We start from the raw sequence: 21,047 nt of genomic DNA on the forward strand, positions 1-21,047 counted from the left end.
CAGGCAGGACAGGCATGGGACGCACCCTTATCATCGCAGTGCTGATCGCCGGCGCCCTCGCGCTCGCCGCCGACTACGGCAGCGGCGGCCTTGTGAGAGCCATGCTCGCCGGCGAGACAGCCGGCGGATCGGCGCCCGCACCGGCATCGGCACAGGCACCAGCACCACAGCAGGCGCAGACCGTCATCGCCCCGGCTTCGCCTTCCTCCCCCGACCCGGCGCCGTCCGCGCCGGTCCTGCCCGAGGCACCGGATCCCGCCTCGATCCGCAATGTGACGCCCTCCGACATCCTGCCGCCGCCACAGGTGTCCGGCCCGCTGAAGCGCGTCGCCCCGCAATTGCCGAAGCTGCCCGAGCGGGAGATCCCGAGCGAGATCACCTTTCACCAGCCCTTGGTGCTGGACGCCGGCAGCTTCCGCGCCAAGCACCTGACCATCCGCCTTGCCGGCATCGACGCGCCCGGCCCGGCGGAGACCTGTCCCTCGCGTCTCGGCGGCACCTGGCCCTGCGGCATGCGGGCGCGCACGGCGCTGCGCGCCCTGGTGCTGCGCCATGCCATCACCTGCGAGGACATGCAGGACACGCCGACCGGCGTCGTGCTGGCCCGCTGCCGCCGCCAGGGCACGGACCTGGCCGCCTGGATGGTGGCGCAGGGCTGGGCGCGCCCCGGCGAGGGCGCGAGCGAGGAGCTTCTCGCGGAGGCAGCGGCCGCGCGCGAAGCGCGCCGCGGCATCTGGCAGCTCGACGGCCCGGCGCTCTCCCCCGGTTCATCCCTCCCCGCCTTGCCCTTGCCTGGCGACCTGACGGACCCTTCACATTCGGCCGCACGGCAGCCCGGCGGCAACCCTGGCGGCCCCCAGGCCTTGCCGCTCGACCTGCCTCCCGTCGAGATCACCGATACGCCCTGGCATCCGGGCAACGCCCGGTGACGTCGCGTTCGGCATTTTCAACTTCAGAAATAAACTGAACATCGAAATTATATTTGAAGAGCAATATCTTCCGTTACTTGCAATCTCCGATAGCGGACATTGGCGCCTCTCCCCACCCTGCGCTGCATTTTGCAAGCAAATTCAATGCGATCAATTTCGGCGGCCATTAAGCTTAACAGGCGATTAACCACATTATCGATATAGTTTTCGCGGGTTTAACCCGACAGCTCATAAGGAGCCAAAGAATGTTATCACTGAAGTCCTATCGCATCACGCCGAAGATCCTTTCCGTCGTCATCTTGTTGAACATCGCGATGATCGCGGTCGGACTGGTCGGCATCTCCGCCCTTCGCGTTGTGGCAACCGATGCCGAATACGCCATGCAGGCCGCGAACCGGGCCGTCGCCTCGGCCCGCCTCAACCAGCTCATCCTGAGCATCAACCGCGCCGAACTGCTGGTCGCGACCGCGCCGCGCGAAGATCTCATCAAACCCACCAGCGACGCCTATCGGGAAGACGTCGCGCGGCTCGGCGGCTATCTCGACATGATCCGCTCCTCGGCGGTGCAAGAGGTACAGGCCCTCCTGCGGCAAGCCGAGCCGGCGGTCGCCAGGCTGGTCGCCTCGTCCGAAAAGACGATGGCGCTCGCCGGCCAGGTGCGCGGCACCGCGACGCCGGACCAGGCCCGGCAACTCGTCGAACTCGCCATGGAGAGCCGGGACAACACCGTTGCCGCGCGGACCATCGTCACCGAGCAGACGACGCTGCTGATCAGCCGCGCGACCGCTTTGGAAGCCGAGATCGTGGAGGTCTCGCAGTCCAAGGAGATCCTTCTTTACATCGTCATGGCCGGCGCGACGATCGTCGGGCTCGGCCTCGGCATCCTGATCGGTCAGACCGGCATCGCCAAGCCGATCCGCATGATCAACGAGACCCTCGCCGAGCTCGCGCGCGGCAATTACGACGTGAAGATCGTCGGCGAGGACAGGAAGGACGAGGTCGGCGACATCGCCAAGGCCGCCGAAGTGTTCCGCGCCAGCGGCCTGGAAGCGATCCAGATGCGGGAGGAACAGGAACAGGCCAAGGCGCTGGCCGCCGAGCGGCAGAAGGCGGCGCTCAACCAGATGGCGGACGACTTCGAGAACGCGGTCGGCGAGATCGTCAACATCGTCTCGTCGGCGGCGACCGAGCTGCAGGCCGCGGCCGGCACGCTGACCGCCTCCGCCGAGGAGACCAGCTCCCAGTCGGCCTCCGTCGCCGCGGCGGCCGAGCAGGCGGCGATGAACGTGCAGACCGTCGCCTCGGCGGTCGAGGAACTGGCCAGCTCCGCCGGCGAGATCGGCCGCCAGGCCGACCAGTCACGGGAGGTCGCCAGCCGCGCCGTCAGCGAGGCGACGCGCACCGCCGACCGCATGAGCGAGCTGCGCAGCAATGCCGACCAGATCGGCGCCATCATCAGCCTGATCGACGAGATCGCCGAGAAGACCAACCTCTTGGCCCTCAACGCCACCATCGAGGCGGCGCGCGCCGGCGAGGCCGGCCGCGGCTTTGCCGTCGTCGCCAACGAGGTCAAGGGCCTGGCCGAGCAGACGGCACGGGCCACCGCCGAGATCTCGACGCAGATCAAGTCGATGCAGAACTCGACGCTGGAGGCCAACGAGGCGATCTCCGGCATCGGCCGCACCATCGAGGACATGAGCAAGATCTCCGCCGCGATCTTCACCGCCGTCGGCGAGCAGGGCAACACCACCACCGAGGTCGCCCGCAATGTCCAGCAGGCCTCGCAGGGAGCGGGCGAGGTGACGTCGAACATCGTCGGGGTCACCCAGGCGGCGCAGGAGGCAAGCTCCGCCTCCTCGCAGGTTCTGGCCTCGGCGAGCGAACTCGCCCAGCAGTCGGAACTGCTGCGCGGCCGGGTGGCAGACTTCCTGCGCACCGTACGCGCCGCCTGACGCGCCGGACCAGCCCAACCTCCATTGCCGCGGGCGGCCCCAACTGCGACAAAGACGGGCCGCCCTCGGGCGGCCCGTTCCGCGTAAGGAGCGTTGACGCGGCCTGCCGCGTGGACTATCAGGATCGACGAATTCCGTGGTGATTTGAGCCGGCCGGCTTGCAGCCACGTTAAACAAGTCGCTAAACAGGCCGGGTTGCAAAGACCCCGGCCCATTCACGGCCGGGGTTTTTGCATTTGGAGAACGGCATGACGACGAACAGGCACGGCTGGCACCCCGAGACGACCCTGGTGCATAGCGGAACGACACGCTCCCCCTATGGCGAGACGTCCGAGGCGATGTACCTGACCCAGGGCTTCGTCTACGCCACGGCCGAGGCGGCCGAGGCGCGGTTCAACGGTGACGATCCCGGCTTCGTCTATTCGCGCTATGCCAACCCGACCGTGGCGATGTTCGAGAACCGCATCGCCGCGCTGGAGGGCGCGGAAGCGGCGCGCGCCACGGCGAGCGGCATGGCCGCCGTCAACCTGGCGCTGATGGCCTGCTGCAAGGCCGGCGACCATGTGGTCGCGGCCAAGGCGCTGTTCGGCTCCTGCCGCTATATCGTCGAGACCCTGCTGCCGCGCTTCGGCGTGTCGGCGACGCTGGTCGACGGCACCGACCTCGACGCCTGGCGCGCGGCCATCCGCCCGCAGACGGTCGCCTGCTTCCTGGAAAGCCCGACCAATCCGACGCTGGAGGTGATCGACATCGCCGCCGTCGCCGAGATGGCCCATGCGGTCGGCGCCAAGCTGATCGTCGACAATGTCTTCGCCACACCGATCTGGCAATCGCCGCTGGCGCTCGGCGCCGACATCGTCGTCTATTCGGCCACCAAGCATATCGACGGCCAGGGCCGGTGCCTCGGCGGCGTGGTGCTGGGCTCCGAGGAGTGGATCGCCGACGAGGTGATGCCCTTCATGAAGCATACCGGCCCGTCGATGAGCCCGTTCAACGCCTGGGTGATGCTGAAGGGGCTGGAGACGCTGGCCCTGCGCGTCGAGCGCCAGACCCGCACCGCCTCGCGGCTCGCCGACCTGCTGGCGACGCATCCGGCGGTGGCGCGGCTGATCTATCCCGGCCGCGCCGACCACCCGCAGGCCGAGGTGGTGCGCCGCCAGATGAAGGCCGGCTCGACCATGCTGGCGATCGAGCTGAAGGGCGGCAAGGCCGCCGCCTTCCGCGCCTCCAACGCGCTCAGGATCGTCAAGATGTCCAACAATCTCGGCGATGCCCGGAGCCTCATCACCCATCCGGCGACGACGACGCACCAGTCGGTCGCGGAGGAGGCGCGCCTTGAACTGGGCATCACCGAGGGGCTGCTGCGCCTCTCCGTCGGCCTGGAGCACGAGGACGATCTCGCCGCCGACCTCGTCACCGCGCTGGATGTGGCCCAGAACGCCTGACGGACGTTTAAAGCAGCCGCGATACCATGACGAGACGCGCGGTCGCCGAGACCGCGCAGACCGCTGCGAAACCCCAGGCGATCGGCGCGAAGGCGGCCGGAAACAGGCAGAAGGCGAGGAAGACGGCGATCGTCTCCGCGCCTTCCGCGAGCCCGCCGAGATAGTAGAGCGACTTCGCCCCTTGCGCGCTGGTCGCCAGCCCCCGCTTTTCCGCCATGATCGCGAAGCCGAGAAAACTCGCCCCGTTCATGTAGAAACTGAGCAGCAGCGCGCAGGCGGCGAGCGCGTTGGCGGCGGGGTCTGCCAGCGCGAAGGCGAAGGGGATCGCCCCGTAGAAGAAGAAATCCAGCACGATGTCGAGATAACCGCCGCGATCCGTGCGGGCACTGGCGCGGGCGACCGCGCCGTCGAGCCCGTCCGCCAGCCGGTTGGCGAGGATCAGCAGCGCGGCGAGCAGCGGGGCGCCCGCCCAGATCGCCAGCGCCGCGCCCATGCCGCAGGCAAAGCCGGCGAGCGTTACCGCGTCGGCCTCGACCCCGGCGGCGGCGAGGCGCCGGCCGGCGGCGTTGAGCGGCGGGTCGATCAGCGGCCGCAGGCGGGCGTCGAACATGGAACGGATCCTTCGGCGGGCGGGAGAGCCTTGATCCAAGGCAATGCCGTGGACGGGCACCGCGCGCAAGCGGCACGGCGGTAAATTCGGCGTCACGGATCGGCGATCCAGCCTCTCGCAAAGGGCTGGAAATACGGGCGAACCGGATTAGATTGCGAAAAGCATCGGCAGGAGCCGGCATGCTGCCGGACGCGCCGCAACGAGAGACACGGCGGAAGGACAGGCATGTACCGGGCGGTGACGCGCGATATCCAGGTGACGGTCGAGCCGCACTACCTTGTCGAGGAGTCCAGCCCCGACGAAGGCCGCTTCGTCTGGGCCTATTCGGTCGACATCGTCAATCTCGGCCTCGACACGGTGCGCCTGCGCGCCCGCCACTGGCGCATCGTCGACGCGCTCGGCCGGCTGGAGGAGGTGCGCGGTCTCGGCGTCGTCGGCGAGCAGCCGGTGCTCGCCCCTGGCGAACGCTTCGAATACACCTCCGGCTGCCCCTTGCGCACCAGTTCCGGCACGATGGAGGGCAGCTACCAGATGGAGACCGTCGACGGCGAGCGCTTCGACGTCGCCATCCCGGCATTCTCGCTCGACATCCCGGGCGCCGCGCGCACCGTCAACTGAGATCGCCCCGATCCGTGCCACCGATGCGGCGCCGTCGCTCGCGCTGGCTGTTTACTTTCCCCCCTCGCAATTCAGGCCGCAGAGATCGGGGGCCAATCCCTGGCGACGACGGACGCTTTCCTTGGGGGCTGGCAAAACCTGCAAGCCGTAAACGTGACCCTTGGAAAAAATCGCTAGGGAAGTTTGGGCGAACATGCGAATCATAATCTATATGTTAAATTGAAATTACAGTTCTGTTGGGAAGTTTGGTCGGAGGATCGGGGAATCGGGCGGAACGAGTGGCTCGGTAGAGGGGAACCCGCATGCGCAAGACGGTGAAACAGGCCGGCACGGTGGCGCTGCACCCGTTGCAGGCGCGTCAGCTCGCCTTCGAGACGTGTTTCAATACCTCGCCGATCCGCATCCTGTTCTGCGACCGCGACATGATCGTCCGCGACGTCAATGCCGCCTTCCTCGAAACGGAGGGCTTCACCCGCGGCGAGGTGGTGGGCAAGACCCTGATCGAACTGGTCGGGCCGGCCGTGTTCGAGCGCGACCGGCCGCAGATCGAGGCGGCGCTGGCCGGCGAGGCACAGTCGGTGGTCAGTTGGGGCCTGCGTCGCGCCACCCGCGGCCGGCTGCTGCGCATCCACCACGAGCCGGTTCGCGACGCGGCCGGCGCGGTGATCGGCTTCCTCTCGATGCTGGAGGACACCACCGACCTGCACCAGTTGCGCCAGCGCGTGTCGATGCAGGACGAGGTGATCAACCAGACCTCCGATGCGCTCGCCGTGGTCGATGCCGACTACCGCTATCTGTGGGCCAACCCGTCCTACGCCCGGCTGTGGAACCGCCTGACCGAGGAGGTCGTCGGCCGGACGGTGGCCGAGGTGATCGGCCACGAGGCCTTTCACGAGCGGGTCCTGCCGCATCTCATAGGCTGTTTCGAGGGACGGGTCGCGCGATACACGTTCACGTGCGAGCGCGAGGGCAAAGCGGAGACGCATGTCTCGGTGCGGCTGGAGCCGCTGCGGGGCGAGAATTGCGAGATCGTCGGCGTGGTCGTCAACGCCCGCGACGTCACCGAGGAGGCGCAGTTGAACCAGCGCCTGCGCCGGCAGGCCTTGCGGGACACGCTGACGGACCTTGCCAACCGGCATGCGCTCGAGCTTGAGATCGGCAGCCGCATCGAGGCCTGCGGCGCCTGCAACGCTCTGTGCCAGGGCTGCAACACTGCCCTGCTGCTGGTCGATCTCGACGATTTCAAGGTCGTCAACGATCTTGCCGGCCATGCGGCGGGCGATGCGCTGCTCAAGCAGATCGCGAGCCTGCTGCGCAGCATGGATCCGGATGCTTTCGTCGCTCGCCTGGGCGGCGACGAGTTCGCCGTCGTGACCGGCATGGTGACCGAGACCGACGCCACCCGTCTCGGGGAACGGATCGTCCACTCGATCGAGGCGCTCGGCTTCGTGTGGCAGGGCGAGTGTTTTTCCGTCGGTGCCAGCGTCGGCGTCGCCCTGCTCGACCAGCAGGCCTTCGCCGCCTCGGCGCCCTCGGTGCAGGACGTCATCAACTGGGCCGACCGGGCCTGTTTCGTCGCCAAGGAAAAGGGCGGCGCGCGCGTGTCGGTGTTCCATCCCGACGACGACGAGATGAAGGCCCGCTTCCGGGAAATCGGCAATCTGCAACTGGTGCAGGCCGCGCTGCAGAGCGGGCGCTTCGAACTGTTCCTGATGCCGGTGGCGCCGATCGACGGCACCAGCGCGCCCTGGCACGAGGTGCTGCTGCGGGTGCTGAGCGAGGATGGCCGGCCGCTGCCGCCGGCCGTCTTTATCGCCGCCGCCGAGCGCCACGGGCTGATGAGCCGGGTCGACCGCTGGGTGGTGGAGACCGTGCTGAAGCGGCTGGCGGGCCTGCCCGACGACGTTCACCTGTCGATCAACCTGTCGGGCCAGTCGGTCGGCGATCCGATCTTCCGCGACTTCCTGCTGGCGGCGCTGGACGCGGCGGCGATCGCGCCGGGCCGGCTCGCCTTCGAGATCACCGAGACCTCCGCCGTGCGGTCGATGGAGACCGCGCTGGAGCTGATCGCCGGGCTGAAGGCACGCGGCCTCGAGGTGGTGCTCGACGATTTCGGCTCCGGCCTGTCGTCGTTCGGCTATCTGCGCCGCTTCGATGTCGACATGCTGAAGATCGACGGCAACATCATCGGCAATATCGGCCATGACGTGGTGCAGCAGACCATCGTCGCCGGCATCGTCGCGGTGGCCGAGGCGATGCATGTGAAGGTGGTCGCCGAATATGTCGAGGATCTCGAGACCCTGGAGATCCTGAGGGACCTCGGCGTCAGCCTGGTGCAGGGATACTATATCGGCAAGCCGGTGCCCTGGTCGCAGGTTTATGGCGACCGCGACCTGCTGCCCGCCTGACCTGCTGCCCGCCTGACCCTGCGGCCGGAGCGCCTCCCCGGCCGCCGCCCTCCCGCGCTGGCCGTCTCAGGCGGTGCGGAAGCGGGCCTGGGCGCCGCGCTCGATCGCCGCAACCGTCAGCTTGTCGAGGCCGAGCGCGTCGCGCAGCAACTGCAGCACCCGCAGTTCCTCCTGCGCCACCGACACGTCGGCGACGGCGATCTCCACGCCCAGCGCATAGGCGGTGTCGCGGTAGCTCGCCGGCACGCTCGCGGCGATCACCGCGAAGGTGTCGGCCATGCCGTTCTCGGCCTGCAGCCGCTCGCCGCAATCCTGCGCCACGGCGACGATGCGCTCCTGATCGAAGCTGGCGAAGACCGGCAGCGTCTTGATGAGCTCGCCGATCGAGTGCAGTTCCTTGTCGGTCATGCTGCTGTCGGAGGCCGACACCATCACCATCACATAGATCAGGGCTTCCTGGAGGCTGACACGTTCGCTCATCGGATCTGCGGACCTTTCTTGACCTTGCCGTTGGCGGTTGCCGTTTCCCCTAATGCCCTGACCGGGCGAGCGCAAGCAGCGCTTGCGCCGGCTTTGGTGGCTGCGGCGATTTTTTGCAATGCGAAGGTTCCGTTCCGTCCGGAAACGCACTAGTCTCGCGCGCCGCCAGACCGGTATGCCAGACCGGCATCCCTTGCCATTCCACACAAAGACAACGGTCCGCACATGACCACAGCTTCGCTGCCCGAACTCGATCTGTCCCCCGCCGTCGTCGAGGCCGCCCGGACCTCGAAGGCTTGGCCGTTCGAGGAGGCGCGCAAGCTGCTGAAACGCGTGGAAAAGGCGAAGATCGACCGCCCGGTGCTGTTCGAGACCGGCTACGGCCCCTCGGGCCTGCCGCATATCGGCACCTTCGGCGAGGTCGCCCGCACCACCATGGTGCGTACCGCCTTCCGCCTGCTGAGCGAGGACCGCATCCCGACCCGGCTGCTGTGCTTCTCCGACGACATGGACGGCATGCGCAAGATCCCGGAAAACGTGCCGGATCGCGCCGCGCTGGAGCCCTATCTGCACATGCCGCTGACCGCGGTGCCGAACCCGTTCGGCGGCGATTACGACAGTTTCGGCGCCCATAACAACGCCATGCTGCGCCGCTTCCTCGACCATTTCGGCTTCAACTACGAGTTCGCCAGCGCCACCGACTACTACAAGTCCGGCCGCTTCGACGCGATCCTCATCAAGGCCGCCGAGAAGTACCAGGAGATCATGGACGTGATGCTGCCGACGCTCGGCGAGGAGCGGCAGGCGACCTATTCGCCCTTCCTGCCGATCTCGCCGCTCTCGGGCCGCGTGCTCTACGTGCCGATGAAGGCGGTCGACGCCAGGGCCGGCACCATCACCTTCGAGGACGAGGACGGCACCGACGTGACGCTCCCCGTCACCGGCGGCAATGTCAAGCTGCAGTGGAAGCCGGATTTCGGCGCCCGCTGGGCGGCGCTCGACGTCGATTTCGAGATGTTCGGCAAGGACCACCTGACCAACCAGCCGATCTACGACCGGATCTGCGAGGTGCTGGGCGGCACCCCGCCGGAGCATTTCGTCTATGAACTGTTCCTCGACGAGGTGGGGCAGAAGATCTCCAAGTCGAAGGGCAACGGCCTGACCATCGACGAGTGGCTGACCTATGCCTCGCCGGAGAGCCTGGCGCTCTACATGTTCACCAAGCCGAAGACCGCCAAGAAGCTCTATTTCGACATCATCCCCAAGGCGGTCGACGAGTATTTCGCCTTCGCCGAGAAATATCCGTCGATGCCGGTGGAGCAGCAGCTCGCCAATCCGGCCTGGCATATCCATTCCGGCCATCCGCCGAAGGTGGACGTGCCGATCTCCTTCACCATGCTGCTCAACCTCGTCTCCGCCTCCAACGCGCAGACCAAGGACGTGCTGTGGGCGCTGATCCTGCGCCACGTGCCGGGGGTGACGCCGCAAAGCCACCCGAAGCTCGACGAACTCGTCGGCTACGCGATCCGCTATTTCGAGGATTTCGTGAAGCCGGCCAAGGTGTTCCATGCGCCGGACGAGGTCGAGCTGGCGGCCCTCAAGGCGCTGGACGACAAGCTCGCCAGCCTGCCCGAGGATGCGGACGGATCGGCGATCCAGGACGCAGTGCTGGATGTCGCCCGCGCCATCGAACGCTACCAGGACCCGGGCAAGAAGAGCCCGGACGGCGGGCCGGGCGTCTCGGTCGCCTGGTTCTCGGCGCTGTACAAGCTGCTGCTCGGCCAGGAGAAGGGCCCGCGCTTCGGGTCTTTCGTCGCGCTCTACGGCATCCCCGAGACCCGGGAGCTGATCGCCAAGGCGATCTCCGGCGAGCTCGTCTCGTCCGGCGACTGAGGGGACTGAAACTGACGGTGCTGAAACGGCCTGTCGGCCCGGCCTATCGCCGCCGCAGCCGCCAGGCCGCCACCGCCTGCCCCGGCAGCGTCAGCGCCGAGCGGACATAGCGCGGAACCAGCCGGGCCGGGTTGGACAGCATCCGCCAGAGCCATTCCAGCGCGGCGGCCCGCATCCAGGCCGGGGCGCGGCGCTGGGTGCCGGCGAGAAAATCCAGCCCCGCGCCGATCGAGGCGAAGCCGACCTGCGGCAGGCGCCCGTAGGCGCGGGCGGCGAAAATCTCCTGTTTCGGCGCGCCCAGCGCCAGAAAGCACAGCCGCGCGCCCGACCGCCCCAGCTCGTCGATCAGCGCATCGGCGCCGGCGCCGTCGGGATCGAAGCCCATCGGCGGGGCGAGCCGCGCGACGATGGCGAGCCTTGGTACCCGCGCCGTCAGCGCCTCGGCCGCGGCATCGAGCGCCGCCGGCGTCGCGCCCAGCAGCGCCACCCCCACCCCGGCCTGCGCCGCCGCCTCGGCCATCGGCACCACCATGTCCGAGCCGGGCACCAGGCGCACCGGCCGCCCGGCCAGACGCGACAGCCAGACCACCGGATTGCCGTCGGCGACGACCAGATCCTGCGCGGCATAGGCGGCGCGGAAGGCCTCGTCGCGGCGCAGCTTGGCGAGATGGTCCAGATTGATCGTCGCCAGCGCGAAGCCCTCGCCGCGCCGCAGCCGGGCGGACACCTCCTCCAGCAGGGCGGCGGCATCGGCATGGGTGATGGCGATGCGGTAGGGCGGGAAGCTGAATTCCAATCGAGGACCTTTCGGGCGGATCGGCTCGGATGGCGGGCGGGCGGTCTGCGGTGCAGCTCACCTATGCCACGGCCGGCGTGTCCGGGCCAGAATTTTGATCCTCGAGCAGTGTCGCAAACGGCCCTGCGCGCGCCCGGAAGGAGCGCGCGCAGGGCCGATGTTTCAGCCGGGGGAAGCCGGACCTTAGGTGCGCAGCACCCGGTAGATCGCCGGGATCACCAGCACGGTGAGCAGCGTCGAGGAGGCGAGGCCGAACAGCAGCGAGATCGCCAGGCCCTGGAAGATCGGGTCGGTCAGGATCACCGCCGCGCCGATCATCGCCGCCAGCGCGGTCAGCAGGATCGGCTTGAAGCGGATCGCCCCGGCCTCCAGCAGCACCTCGATCAAGGGCTGGTCGGGCCTGTGCGCATGGCGGATGAAGTCGACCAGGAGGATCGAGTTGCGCACGATGATGCCGGCAAGCGCGATGAAGCCGATCATCGAGGTCGCCGAGAACGGCGCGCCGAACAGCCAGTGGCCGCCGATGATGCCGATGAAGGTCAGCGGCACCGGGGTCAGGATCACCAGGGGCAGGCGGAACGAGCCGAACTGCGCCACGACGAGGATATAGATGCCGAGCAGCGCCACGATGAAGGCCGCGCCCATGTCGCGGAAGGTCACCCAGGTCACCTCCCACTCGCCGTCCCAGAGCAGCGTCACCGTGCTCTCGTCCTCCGGCTGGCCGTTGAGACGGATGACGGGCTTTGGCAGGTCGCCCCAGTCCATCGCGTCGAGCGCGTCGCGCACCGCCAGCATGCCGTAGAGCGGCGCCTCGAAATCGCCGGCGAGCTCCGCCGTCACCATGTCGGCGAAGCGGCCGTTGTGGCGGAAGATGAGATGCGAGGAGACCTCCTCGCGCACCTTCACCACATCGCCGAGTTCGACGACGCTGGTGCTGCCGGGCAGCACGTCGGCCGGGATCGGGGTCGCCAGGAACCGCTCGTCCAGCACCTTGTCGCCGCGCGCCCGCCGAAGGCGGATCGGGATCGGCGCCCGCCCCTCGCCGCGATGCGAATAGCCGAGCGTGCGCCCGCCGCCGAGGATCGCCAGCGTGTCGAAGACATCGCTTTCCTGCACCCGGAAGAAGTCGAGTTCGTCGGTGGAGACGGTCACCCGCTTGCGCGGCGCCGGCACGCCATAGCTGTCGTCGATATCGACGATGAAGGGAACCGAGGCGAAGGCCTCGCGCACCTTCTCCGCCACCGCCCGGCGCGTCTGCGCGTCCGGCCCGTAGACCTCGGCGAGCAGCGTCGCCAGCACCGGCGGGCCGGGAGGCGGCTCCACCACCTTCAGCACCGTGCCGGCCGGCACGTCGAGCGCGGCGAGCTTCTGGCGCAGGTCGAGCGCCACCGCATGGCTCGCCCGCTCGCGCTCGCCCTTGGGCGCCAGCACCAGCGCGACATCGCCGAGCTGCGGCTCCTGGCGCAGATAGGAGTGGCGCACCAGCCCGTTGAAGTCGAAGGGCGCGGCGGTGCCGGCATGGGTCGTCGCCGAGATCACGTCCGGCAGCGCCATCGCCACGCGCGCCGCCGCCTGCGCCACCGCATCGGTCTGTTCCACCGTGCTGCCCTCCGGCAGATCGATGGTGACGGAGAGTTCCGACTTGTTGTCGAAGGGCAGCAGCTTGACCGTCACGTCCTTGGTGGCGAACAGCACCATCGAGCCAAGCGTCGCCACGCCGACCAGCAGCAGGAAGATCCAGCTCCGCGCCTTGGAGGCGAGCACCGGGCGGGCGACCGCCAGATAGGCACGGCCCAGCCGGCCGCCCGAACTGACATCGTGGCCCGTGCCGTGTCCCCCATGCACCGGCGCCTTGCCGGCGGCTTTCAGCATCAGCCAGGGCGTCACCGTCACCGCGACGAAGAAGGAGAAGATCATCGCCGCCGAGGCATTGGCCGGGATCGGGCTCATATAGGGCCCCATCATGCCGGAGACGAAGAGCATCGGCAGCAGGGCGGTGACGACGGTCAGCGTCGCGACGATGGTCGGATTGCCGACCTCGGCCACCGCCTCGATGGCGGCAACGCGGCGGTCGCGCCCATCGCCCATCACCCAGTGGCGGGCGATGTTCTCGATCACCACGATGGCGTCGTCGACCAGGATGCCGATGGAGAAGATCAGCGCGAACAGCGACACCCGGTTCAGCGTGTAGCCCATCACCCAGGCGGCGAACAGCGTCAGCAGGATCGTCACCGGGATCACCACGGCGACCACCAGCGCCTCGCGCCGGCCGATCGCCGCCATCACCAGCGCGATGATCGAGAGCGTCGCCAGCCCCAGGTGGAACAGCAGTTCGTTGGCCTTCTCGTTGGCCGTCTCGCCATAGTCGCGGGTCACGGTGACGGTCATGCTGGCCGGCACCAGCGTTCCCTTCAGCGCCTCGACGCGGGTGAGCACCGCCTCGGCGACGGTGACCGCATTGGCCCCGGCCCGCTTGGCGACCGCCAGCGTCACCGCCGGCAGGCGGCTGCCCTCCCCCTCGCGCGCATACATTGCGGTGATCGCGTCGCTTTCGGAGAGGATGGCGATATCGGCGACATCGCGCACATAGACCGGCCGGCCGTCGCGGGTGGTCAGCACCAGATTGCCGATCTCCTCCGGGCTCGACAGCGTCTCGCCGGCGACCACGCTGACCTCGCGGGCCGCGCCGTCCTGCAGCGCGCGCACCCGCCCGCTCGGGAAGGCGCGGTTGGCGCCGCCGACCTTGCCGGCGAGCTGCTGCAGCGTCACGCCGTTCAGCGCCAGCCGTTCCGGATCGGGGTTGATGCGGATTTCCTCGCCGACCGCGCCGACCAGATAGGTCAGGCCGACATTGTCCACCTTCGACACCTCGACCTGCAACTCGCGGGCGATGCGGGTCAGCGCCGCCGGGGTGATCGCGTCTTCCGTCCCTTGCGCCGGGGTCAGCGTCAGCGAAACGATGGCGACATCGTCGATGCCGCGCCCGACCACCAGCGGCTCGGGAATGCCGACCGGGATGCGGTCCATGTTGGCGCGGATCTTGTCGTGCACGCGCAGCACCGCCGCATCCGACGAGGTGCCGACGAGGAAGCGCGCGGTCACCAGCACGCCGTCGTCGCGGGTCTGCGAATAGACGTGCTCGACCCCGTCGATGCCCTTGACGATGGTCTCCAGCGGCTCGGTGACGAGCTTCACCGCGTCCATCGCCATCAGGCCGCTGGCGTCGACATGGATGTCGACCATCGGCACGGAGATCTGCGGCTCCTCCTCGCGCGGCAGGGTGACGAGGGCGATCAGCCCGAGCGCCAGCGAGGCAAGCAGGAACAGCGGCGTCAGGGGCGAGACAATGAAGGCGCGGGTCAGCCCGCCGGCAATGCCGAGCCCCCCGCTGGGTGGCGTGGTCATGGGAGAAGCACCTCGTCGCCGGGCGCGAGCCCTGAGAGGATTTCGGTAAAGGCGTCGCCGTCGAGACGGACGGTGCCGCCCGTCAGCACGGTGCGCTCGACCGGCCCGTCCGGCCCGGCAAGCCGCACGAAGTCGAGGCCGGCGCGGGTGGTAACCGTGGCGGCGGGCAGCAGGACCGCCTGCCGCTCGCCGACCGGCACGCGCACCAGCACGCGGGCGTTGATGAAGTCGGTGTCGAGCCGCTCGACCTCGACATCGGCGATCACCCGGCCCGCCTGGATTGTCGGATAGACCTTGGCGAGGCGGCCGGTGAAGGCGGCGCCATTGGCGCCGATCTCGATGGCGAGCCCATCCTTGAGGCTGGCCGCATGGCGCTCGGGGATGGCGAGGCGCAGGAAGGTGCCGCCGCTGCCGAGCATCGCCACCGTTTCGCCGGCCATGATCACCGCGCCGCGCGTCACCGGAACGGTGAGCACGCGCCCGTCGGCCGGGGCCAGCACCTCACCCTCCTCGCCCTGGCGCACGGCGACGGAGCGCTCGGCGCGGGCGGCGGAGATCTGGTTGCGGATGACCTCGGCGGAGGTGGCGAGCTGCTCCAGCCGCTGGCGGGTGACGACGCCGCGCTCGACCAGGGTCTGGGCGCGGGCGAGTTCCGCCTCGGCGTTTTCGAGCTGGCTCTGCAGGGCGCGCAGCCGCGCGTCGATCGCCGCCACCTGGAAGGCGATCTTCTCGTCGGTCACGACGGCGATGCGCTCGCCGGCCCGCACGCTGTCGCCCTCTTCCACCGCCAGTTCGGCGATGGTGCCGCCGATGCGGGCGCGCGCCGGCACCTGGTCGCGGGCCTCCACCGTGCCGAACACGGCCTTCCACTCGGTCACGGCGCGTGTTTCCACGGTCATGGTTTCCGCCGCCAGCACCGGTCCCGCGAACGCGGCGACCGATGCTGCCAGCACTGCGGCACGCAGCATCATCCCGGTCTCCGTCAGAACGCCGTTCCCGGCGCGATGCCGAGACGGCGGAAGATCATCGCCGCCGGGCAGAAGCCGGTGAAGGCGGCCTGCAGCATGTTGACACCGATGAACACGGTGAACCAGACGAAGAGCGGCGACACGGTCAGCGTCAGCACCACGGACAGCAGCGTCATGACGCCGGCAAAGGCAAGAACGGCACGGTCGAGAGTCATCGGAACAGCCTCCAGATAGCGGTATGTGTTCAAATATTAGTATCTTCTAAAATTGCGTCAATACGGGCCATTGCGGAGGTGAAGCGATTTCGGCACCGAGGGGCCAAATGTCGCACCCTGCGGGGGACTTGCGTCAAAACCCGTTGGCCAAGCCGGGCCGGCTTTGTTAATCACGGCAGTCAGGCAAGCGAGGGGAGCCACATGACCGCAGCCGACCACGGCATTCTGCCGGCGCAGGCCGTCGCCGAGATGTTCGCGCGCGGCGAGATCGGTGCGCCGCGCCGTCCGGACGACGACCAGATCCAGCCGGCGAGCCTCGATCTGCGGCTCGGGCCGCTCGCCTATCGGGTGCGCGCCAGCTTCCTGCCGGGCGCCGGCGCGAAGGTGATGGAAAAGCTCGAGCGGCTGAAGCTGCATGCCTTCGACCTGACGCGCGGCGCGGTGCTGGAGACCGGCTGCGTCTATATCGTGCCGCTGATGGAGGCGCTGGCGCTGCCGCAGGACGTCTCGGCCACCACCAATCCGAAGAGTTCGACCGGCCGCCTCGACGTGTTCACCCGGGTGATCACCGACGAGGGCCGCGCCTTCGACACGGTGCCGGCCGGCTATCGCGGCCCGCTCTATGCGGAGATCAGCCCGCGCACCTTCCCGGTGCTGGTGCGCGAGGGCTCGCGCCTGTCGCAGATCCGCTTCCGCCGCGGCCAGCCGGTGCTGGACGATACCGCCCTCTCCCTGGTCCATGCCCGCCACGGTCTCGTCTCGGGCGGCGAGGCGACCATCGGCGGCGGCGTGCACCTGACCATCGATCTGGAGGGCGCGGGCGACGGCAGCCTGATCGGCTATCGCGGCAAGCGTCATACCGGCGTCATCGACATGGACCTGCGTGCCGGGCAGGACCCGCTCGACTTCTGGGAGCCGATCGTCAATCGCGGCGGCCGCGACCTGATCCTCGATCCCAACGAGTTCTACATTCTCGTCTCGCGCGAGGCGGTGCATGTGCCGCCGCTCTTCGCCGCCGAGATGGTGCCCTTCGACCCGCTGGTCGGCGAGTTCCGCGTCCATTACGCGGGCTTCTTCGACCCCGGCTTCGGCCATTCGGAGATCGGCGGCGGCGGCTCGCGCGCCGTGCTGGAGGTGCGCTCGCACGAGGTGCCCTTCATCGTCGAGCACGGCCAGACGGTCGGCCGGCTGGTCTATGAGCACATGCTCGCCCGCCCGGCGACGCTCTATGGCGAGGGCATCGGCTCCAACTACCAGGGCCAGGGCCTCAAGCTGTCGAAGCATTTTCGCTGAAGCGGACGGGAGCGCCCTCGCCGGGTGCGAGGTGCTGCCCCTCTCCCTGGCGTCATTCCGGGCAAGGCGAAGCCGCGACCCGGAACCGGGGAGGCAGGGTGGATGCGGGTTCGTTTCGGAGCGTGCCTCATACGCCCTCGGCTCGCCGGTCCCGGCTCGGCGCTGCGCGCCGTCCGGGAGGACGCGGGGAGAGGGCTGCGCGCGACAGGGCGCGCAAAATGAGGATGCTGCGGCCGGGACGCCGCGGAAGGGACCCGCGCGCCCAACACCGCTCTGGGAACGAATGGCCCCCGGCTCTCCGGCTTCGCCTGCGGCCGGGGTGACCTCGGTAGGTGGGTGGACAGCGGCCGGATGATCACCGAAGGGCGGAGGCACGGCCGTGCCCCTCTCTCGGACGTCATCCCGGCCGCGCCCGTCTCTCGGACGTCATCCCGGCCGCGCCCCTCTCTCGGACGTCATCCCGGCCGCGCGCAGCGCAGAGCCGGGATCCATTGGCACCCTCGGCAGAGGTTTGTCGCACAGACCTCTCCTTGGCGTCTTCCCGGACGAGGCCGAAGGCCGATGATCCGGAACCGGGGAGCCGGAAGCGGTGGTGGAGTCCGGCGGGAGCGCGCCCATGGGCCCCCGGCTCGCCGATCCCGGCAAACGCCCCCCCCGGCAAACGCCCCCCCCCGGCACTCGCCGTGCTAGCATCCCGCGCGAGGAGTGCCGGTGATTCTGGCGCGTCCGACAGCGGGCGGGGAGACTGACGCAACGTGACGGGAGAACGGGACCAGGCCCCCGACGGGCTGTCGGCGCGCGCGGCGCGGCGGCGCGACTGGGCGCGGCCGCTGCGCTTTCACCTCAGCACGGTGATCGTCGCCCTGCTGCTCGGCATCTCGCTGCCGCTCACCTGGCTTGCCCATGACCAGGGCACACGGCTCGCCACCTCGGCGGCGAGCGAGCGCATGAGCCTGCTCGGCCAGCGCGTCGCCGCCCAGTACGAGGCGGTGTTCAGGGACGGGCGCACGGCGGTGATGCTCGCCGCCGCCGCCGACACGCTGCTGGAGGACCCCACCGGCGACATGGCCGGCAAGGCGCTGTTTCTCGACCGGGTGCTCGACAGTTCGCCCCATATCGACGGGCTCTACGCTGCCCATGCCGATGGCAGCTTCCTGCATGGCGTCGGCGATACCGAGGCCTGGCGGCGGGCGCTCGACGCGCCGCAGGGCACCGACCACGCGGTGCGCAGCATCCAGCCCGCCGGCGAAGACGGCACCCGCCATTCCGTCTGGCGCTTCCTGACCATCGACGGGCGCGAGCTCGCCCGCCGCGACGACGGCGCCACCCGCTTCGACCCGCGCCGGCGCCCCTGGTACCGGGCGGCGATCGCGGCGGGCGGTGCGCCGGTCACCGTCGGGCCCTACACGATGGCGACGACCGGCCAGCTCGGCCTCACCATCGCCGTCGAGGCACCCGACGCGCCGGGCGCGGTGATCGGCGCCGATCTGCTGCTGGAGACCTTGAGCGAGCTGCTGTCGCGCGAGGCGGTGTCGCCGCGGGCGCGCGGCTATGTCTTCGACGAGGCCATGCGGCTGATCGTCCATTCCGACCCGGCGATGATGGCGGCCTTGCTGCCGCAGCTTTCGGCCCGCTCGCGCCATGTCGCGGTCAGCGTCGAGGATCCGCTGCTGCCGGCGATCCAGCCCTTGCTGGCGGGGGCGCGCGCGCCGGGCCTCCACCGGATCGAGGCGGGCGGCGAGACCTATCTCTTGGCGCTGGAGCCGGTGCGCGGGGCGGCGGAACTCGCCGGCACCGTCGTCGCGGTTGCCGCGCCGCTCTCCGACTTCACCGCCGAAAGCCGGCTGCTCGTCGCCCGCGCGCTCTCCGTTTCCTTCGGCCTGATCGTGCTCGGCGTGCTCTCCGCCCTGCTGGTCGCGCGCCTCGTCAGCCGCTCGCTGACCCAGCTTGCGGGCGATGCCGCGCGCATCGGCGATCTCGACCTGACGAGCCGGCCCGCCGTCTCCTCGCTGGTCACCGAGATCAACACGCTGGCCGGGGCGCTCGCCACCGCCCGCGCCGCCATCGCCAGTTTCTCGCTCTATGTGCCGCGCGAGCTGGTGCGCAAGGTGGTCGCCGCCGGGCGCCAGGACCCGGCCTCGGCCGAGCGGCGCGACGTCACCGTGCTGTTCACCGACATCCGCGACTTCACCTCCCTGTCGGAGCAGCACGCGCCGGAGGAGGTCGTCGCCCTGCTCTCGGACTATTTCGAGCTGCTCAACCGCATCGTCGAGGCGCATGACGGGGTGATCGTGCAGTTTCTCGGCGATTCCATCTATGCCATGTGGAACGCGCCGGAGAGCAATCCGGACCATGTGGCGGATGCCTGCCGCTGCACCCTGGCGCTCACCCAGGCGGTCGCCGCCTTCAATGCGGAGGGCCGCACCCTTGGCCGGCCGGAGCTCGTCACCCGCTTCGGGCTGCATACCGGCATTGCCGTCGTCGGCAGCGTCGGCGCCTCGACCCGGCGCCAATACACCGCCATCGGCGACACGATCAATGTCGCCTCGCGGCTGGAGGGGCTCAACAAGGAGTTCGGCACCACGGCGATGACCAGCGAGGCGGTGCGGGCAGCGGCCGGCGACAAGGCCTTCGTCTTCCGCCCGCTCGGCAGCACCCGGGTCAAGGGGCGGGCGGCGGAGATCGCCGTCTACGAGCTGCTGGCCGGCCCCGACAGCCCCGACAGCCCCGACGCCGGCTGATCAGATGCCGCGCGCCCGGTCCAGCCGGCCGCGCAGATCGCGCACTTCCTCGCGCAGCGCCCGCACCTCGGCCAGCACCAGCCCGGTCTCGTCGTGGATCGCCTGGCGGTCGGCCTCGGCGGTGTGCTCATGCTCCTGCTGCATCGCCGAGACGATGACGCCGATGAAAAGGTTCAGCACGGTGAAGGCGGTGCACAGGATGAAGGGCACGAACAGCAGCCAGGACAGCGGATAGACTTCCATCACCGGCCGGACGATGCCCATCGACCAGCTTTCCAGCGTCATCACCTGGAACAGGGTGTAGAACGAGCGGCCGATGGTGCCGAACCATTCGGGGAAGGAGGCGCCGTAGAGCTTCGTCGTCATCACCGCGAAGACATAGAAGACGAGGCCGAGCAGCAGCACGATCGAGCCCATGCCGGGGAGCGCTGCGACGAGACCGCCGACCACCCGGCGCAGCGAGGGCACCACCGAGATCAGGCGCAGCACGCGCAGGATGCGCAGGGCGCGCAGCACCGAGAAGGCGCCGCTGGAGGGCGTCAGGGCGATGGCGACGATGGCGAAGTCGAACAGGCTCCAGGGATCGCGGAAGAAGGCCGGCCCATGCGCGATGATCCGCAGGGTGATCTCAATGGTGAAGACCGTCAGGATCAGCGTGTCGAAGGCGGAAAGCAGCGGGCCGACCGCGGCCACCGCCCGCTCGCTGGTTTCCAGGCCCAGCGACACCGCGTTGAGGATGATGAGCGAGATGATCGCCGCTTCCCAGCGCCGCGACTGGACCAGGGCCTTGAGCCGTTCACGCATGCCTTCGCTCTCCAACACGTTGCAGGGGCCCGGATGCCTTCGCCGATGCCTTCCCCGGCGCCTTCGCTGATACCGTCCTGACGCCTTCGCCAAGCCGGCCGGACCCGTCCGGCGCCCGCGCCGGTCGGCACGAGAAGTGGTCATCGGCAGCGCAAAATCAAGGAGAAAGCAATTTCGCGGGAGAGCCGTCAACAGCCGCCCGCGAGGCGCTTGACAGCCCGCCCGCCCCGCGCCGATATAGAACCCGCGATGCGGGTGTAGCTCAATGGTAGAGCGAGAGCTTCCCAAGCTCCAGACGAGGGTTCGATTCCCTTCACCCGCTCCACGCTCCCTTCCCCTGGATGTTTTTGAGATCGACTGCCCGCGTGAGTGGTGGGGTGCGAGCGGCGGCGGAGTTTTCTCACGGAGTTTGCGAGCGAGGGCACTGTCCTGCAGCGCCGATGCTGGCGGGTAATCGCTGCGAGGCGAGCGGATGATGAGTTAGGGGCCG

15 protein-coding genes, 1 tRNA gene and 1 riboswitch are annotated in these 21,047 nt (G+C 69.1%); of the genes, 9 read left to right on the forward strand and 7 right to left on the reverse strand.

The annotated features are described in order from the left end of the window. Positions 1–14 precede the first annotated feature (14 nt). The 3 genes from TSB10P1A_RS05095 to TSB10P1A_RS05105 all read left to right on the forward strand — a co-directional run bounded on the left by TSB10P1A_RS05095 (position 15) and on the right by TSB10P1A_RS05105 (position 4,326). Positions 15–929, forward strand: a complete 915-nt coding sequence (locus TSB10P1A_RS05095) for a thermonuclease family protein (RefSeq protein WP_186386827.1) — start codon at positions 15–17, stop codon at positions 927–929. A 245-nt stretch (positions 930–1,174) separates the two neighbouring features. After that, the gene (locus TSB10P1A_RS05100) at positions 1,175–2,881 is read left to right on the forward strand and encodes a methyl-accepting chemotaxis protein (protein ID WP_186386828.1); all 1,707 of its coding nucleotides are present in this window, start codon (positions 1,175–1,177) and stop codon (positions 2,879–2,881) included. Positions 2,882–3,007: 126 nt separating this feature from the next. After that, positions 3,008–3,087, forward strand: a riboswitch (SAM riboswitch). 42 nt (positions 3,088–3,129) lie between these two features. Beyond that, positions 3,130–4,326: an O-succinylhomoserine sulfhydrylase gene (locus tag TSB10P1A_RS05105; RefSeq protein WP_186386829.1), complete on the forward strand. Its 1,197-nt coding sequence runs from the start codon at positions 3,130–3,132 to the stop codon at positions 4,324–4,326. Between the two features lie 7 nt (positions 4,327–4,333). Here the strand turns inward: TSB10P1A_RS05105 and TSB10P1A_RS05110 are convergent, their stop codons facing one another. Then, positions 4,334–4,936 carry a CDP-alcohol phosphatidyltransferase family protein gene (locus tag TSB10P1A_RS05110; RefSeq protein WP_186386830.1) on the reverse strand — a complete coding sequence of 201 codons (603 nt, stop codon included), beginning with the start codon at positions 4,934–4,936 and terminating at the stop codon, positions 4,334–4,336. Between the two features lie 225 nt (positions 4,937–5,161). Between TSB10P1A_RS05110 and apaG the strand changes: the two genes are divergently transcribed. After that, positions 5,162–5,554: a Co2+/Mg2+ efflux protein ApaG gene (gene apaG / locus TSB10P1A_RS05115; protein ID WP_186386831.1), complete on the forward strand. Its 393-nt coding sequence runs from the start codon at positions 5,162–5,164 to the stop codon at positions 5,552–5,554. 302 nt (positions 5,555–5,856) lie between these two features. Then, positions 5,857–7,962: a bifunctional diguanylate cyclase/phosphodiesterase gene (locus TSB10P1A_RS05120; RefSeq protein ID WP_186386832.1), complete on the forward strand. Its 2,106-nt coding sequence runs from the start codon at positions 5,857–5,859 to the stop codon at positions 7,960–7,962. Between the two features lie 66 nt (positions 7,963–8,028). Here the strand turns inward: TSB10P1A_RS05120 and TSB10P1A_RS05125 are convergent, their stop codons facing one another. Then, the gene (locus TSB10P1A_RS05125; RefSeq protein ID WP_186386833.1) at positions 8,029–8,442 is read right to left on the reverse strand and encodes a tellurite resistance TerB family protein; all 414 of its coding nucleotides are present in this window, start codon (positions 8,440–8,442) and stop codon (positions 8,029–8,031) included. Positions 8,443–8,667: 225 nt separating this feature from the next. Here TSB10P1A_RS05125 and TSB10P1A_RS05130 point away from each other — a divergent pair, with 225 nt between their 5' ends. Then, entirely contained in the window at positions 8,668–10,335 is a 1,668-nt protein-coding gene (locus TSB10P1A_RS05130) for a lysine--tRNA ligase (protein ID WP_186386834.1), read from the forward strand. Positions 10,336–10,378: 43 nt separating this feature from the next. Here TSB10P1A_RS05130 and TSB10P1A_RS05135 read toward each other — a convergent pair whose 3' ends face one another. From TSB10P1A_RS05135 to TSB10P1A_RS05150, 4 genes are all read right to left on the reverse strand, one after another. After that, positions 10,379–11,131 carry a WecB/TagA/CpsF family glycosyltransferase gene (locus tag TSB10P1A_RS05135; RefSeq protein ID WP_186386835.1) on the reverse strand — a complete coding sequence of 251 codons (753 nt, stop codon included), beginning with the start codon at positions 11,129–11,131 and terminating at the stop codon, positions 10,379–10,381. Positions 11,132–11,314: 183 nt separating this feature from the next. Continuing rightward, a complete protein-coding gene (locus TSB10P1A_RS05140; RefSeq protein WP_186386836.1) occupies positions 11,315–14,536 on the reverse strand; it encodes an efflux RND transporter permease subunit in 3,222 nt (1,073 codons plus the stop codon). Then, positions 14,533–15,507, reverse strand: coding sequence for an efflux RND transporter periplasmic adaptor subunit (locus TSB10P1A_RS05145; RefSeq protein WP_371515069.1), 975 nt, complete (start codon positions 15,505–15,507; stop codon positions 14,533–14,535). Before TSB10P1A_RS05145 ends, TSB10P1A_RS05140 begins: the two co-directional genes overlap by 4 nt. An 11-nt stretch (positions 15,508–15,518) precedes the next feature. After that, a complete protein-coding gene (locus tag TSB10P1A_RS05150) occupies positions 15,519–15,719 on the reverse strand; it encodes a DUF2892 domain-containing protein (RefSeq protein WP_186386837.1) in 201 nt (66 codons plus the stop codon). Positions 15,720–15,920: 201 nt separating this feature from the next. Between TSB10P1A_RS05150 and TSB10P1A_RS05155 the strand changes: the two genes are divergently transcribed. Both TSB10P1A_RS05155 and TSB10P1A_RS05160 read left to right on the forward strand, forming a co-directional pair. Continuing rightward, positions 15,921–17,012 carry a 2'-deoxycytidine 5'-triphosphate deaminase gene (locus tag TSB10P1A_RS05155; RefSeq protein ID WP_186386838.1) on the forward strand — a complete coding sequence of 364 codons (1,092 nt, stop codon included), beginning with the start codon at positions 15,921–15,923 and terminating at the stop codon, positions 17,010–17,012. A gap of 755 nt (positions 17,013–17,767) precedes the next feature. Next, the gene (locus TSB10P1A_RS05160; protein ID WP_244292995.1) at positions 17,768–19,753 is read left to right on the forward strand and encodes an adenylate/guanylate cyclase domain-containing protein; all 1,986 of its coding nucleotides are present in this window, start codon (positions 17,768–17,770) and stop codon (positions 19,751–19,753) included. On the opposite strand, the gene TSB10P1A_RS05165 is transcribed toward TSB10P1A_RS05160, so the two are convergent. Further along, positions 19,754–20,557, reverse strand: a complete 804-nt coding sequence (locus TSB10P1A_RS05165) for an ion transporter (RefSeq protein ID WP_186386839.1) — start codon at positions 20,555–20,557, stop codon at positions 19,754–19,756. Positions 20,558–20,808: 251 nt separating this feature from the next. Here TSB10P1A_RS05165 and TSB10P1A_RS05170 point away from each other — a divergent pair. Beyond that, positions 20,809–20,882: transfer RNA gene (locus tag TSB10P1A_RS05170), tRNA-Gly, on the forward strand. Positions 20,883–21,047 lie beyond the last annotated feature (165 nt).

This window comes from Stappia sp. TSB10P1A (assembly GCF_900185725.1).
GTDB lineage: Bacteria > Pseudomonadota > Alphaproteobacteria > Rhizobiales > Stappiaceae > Stappia.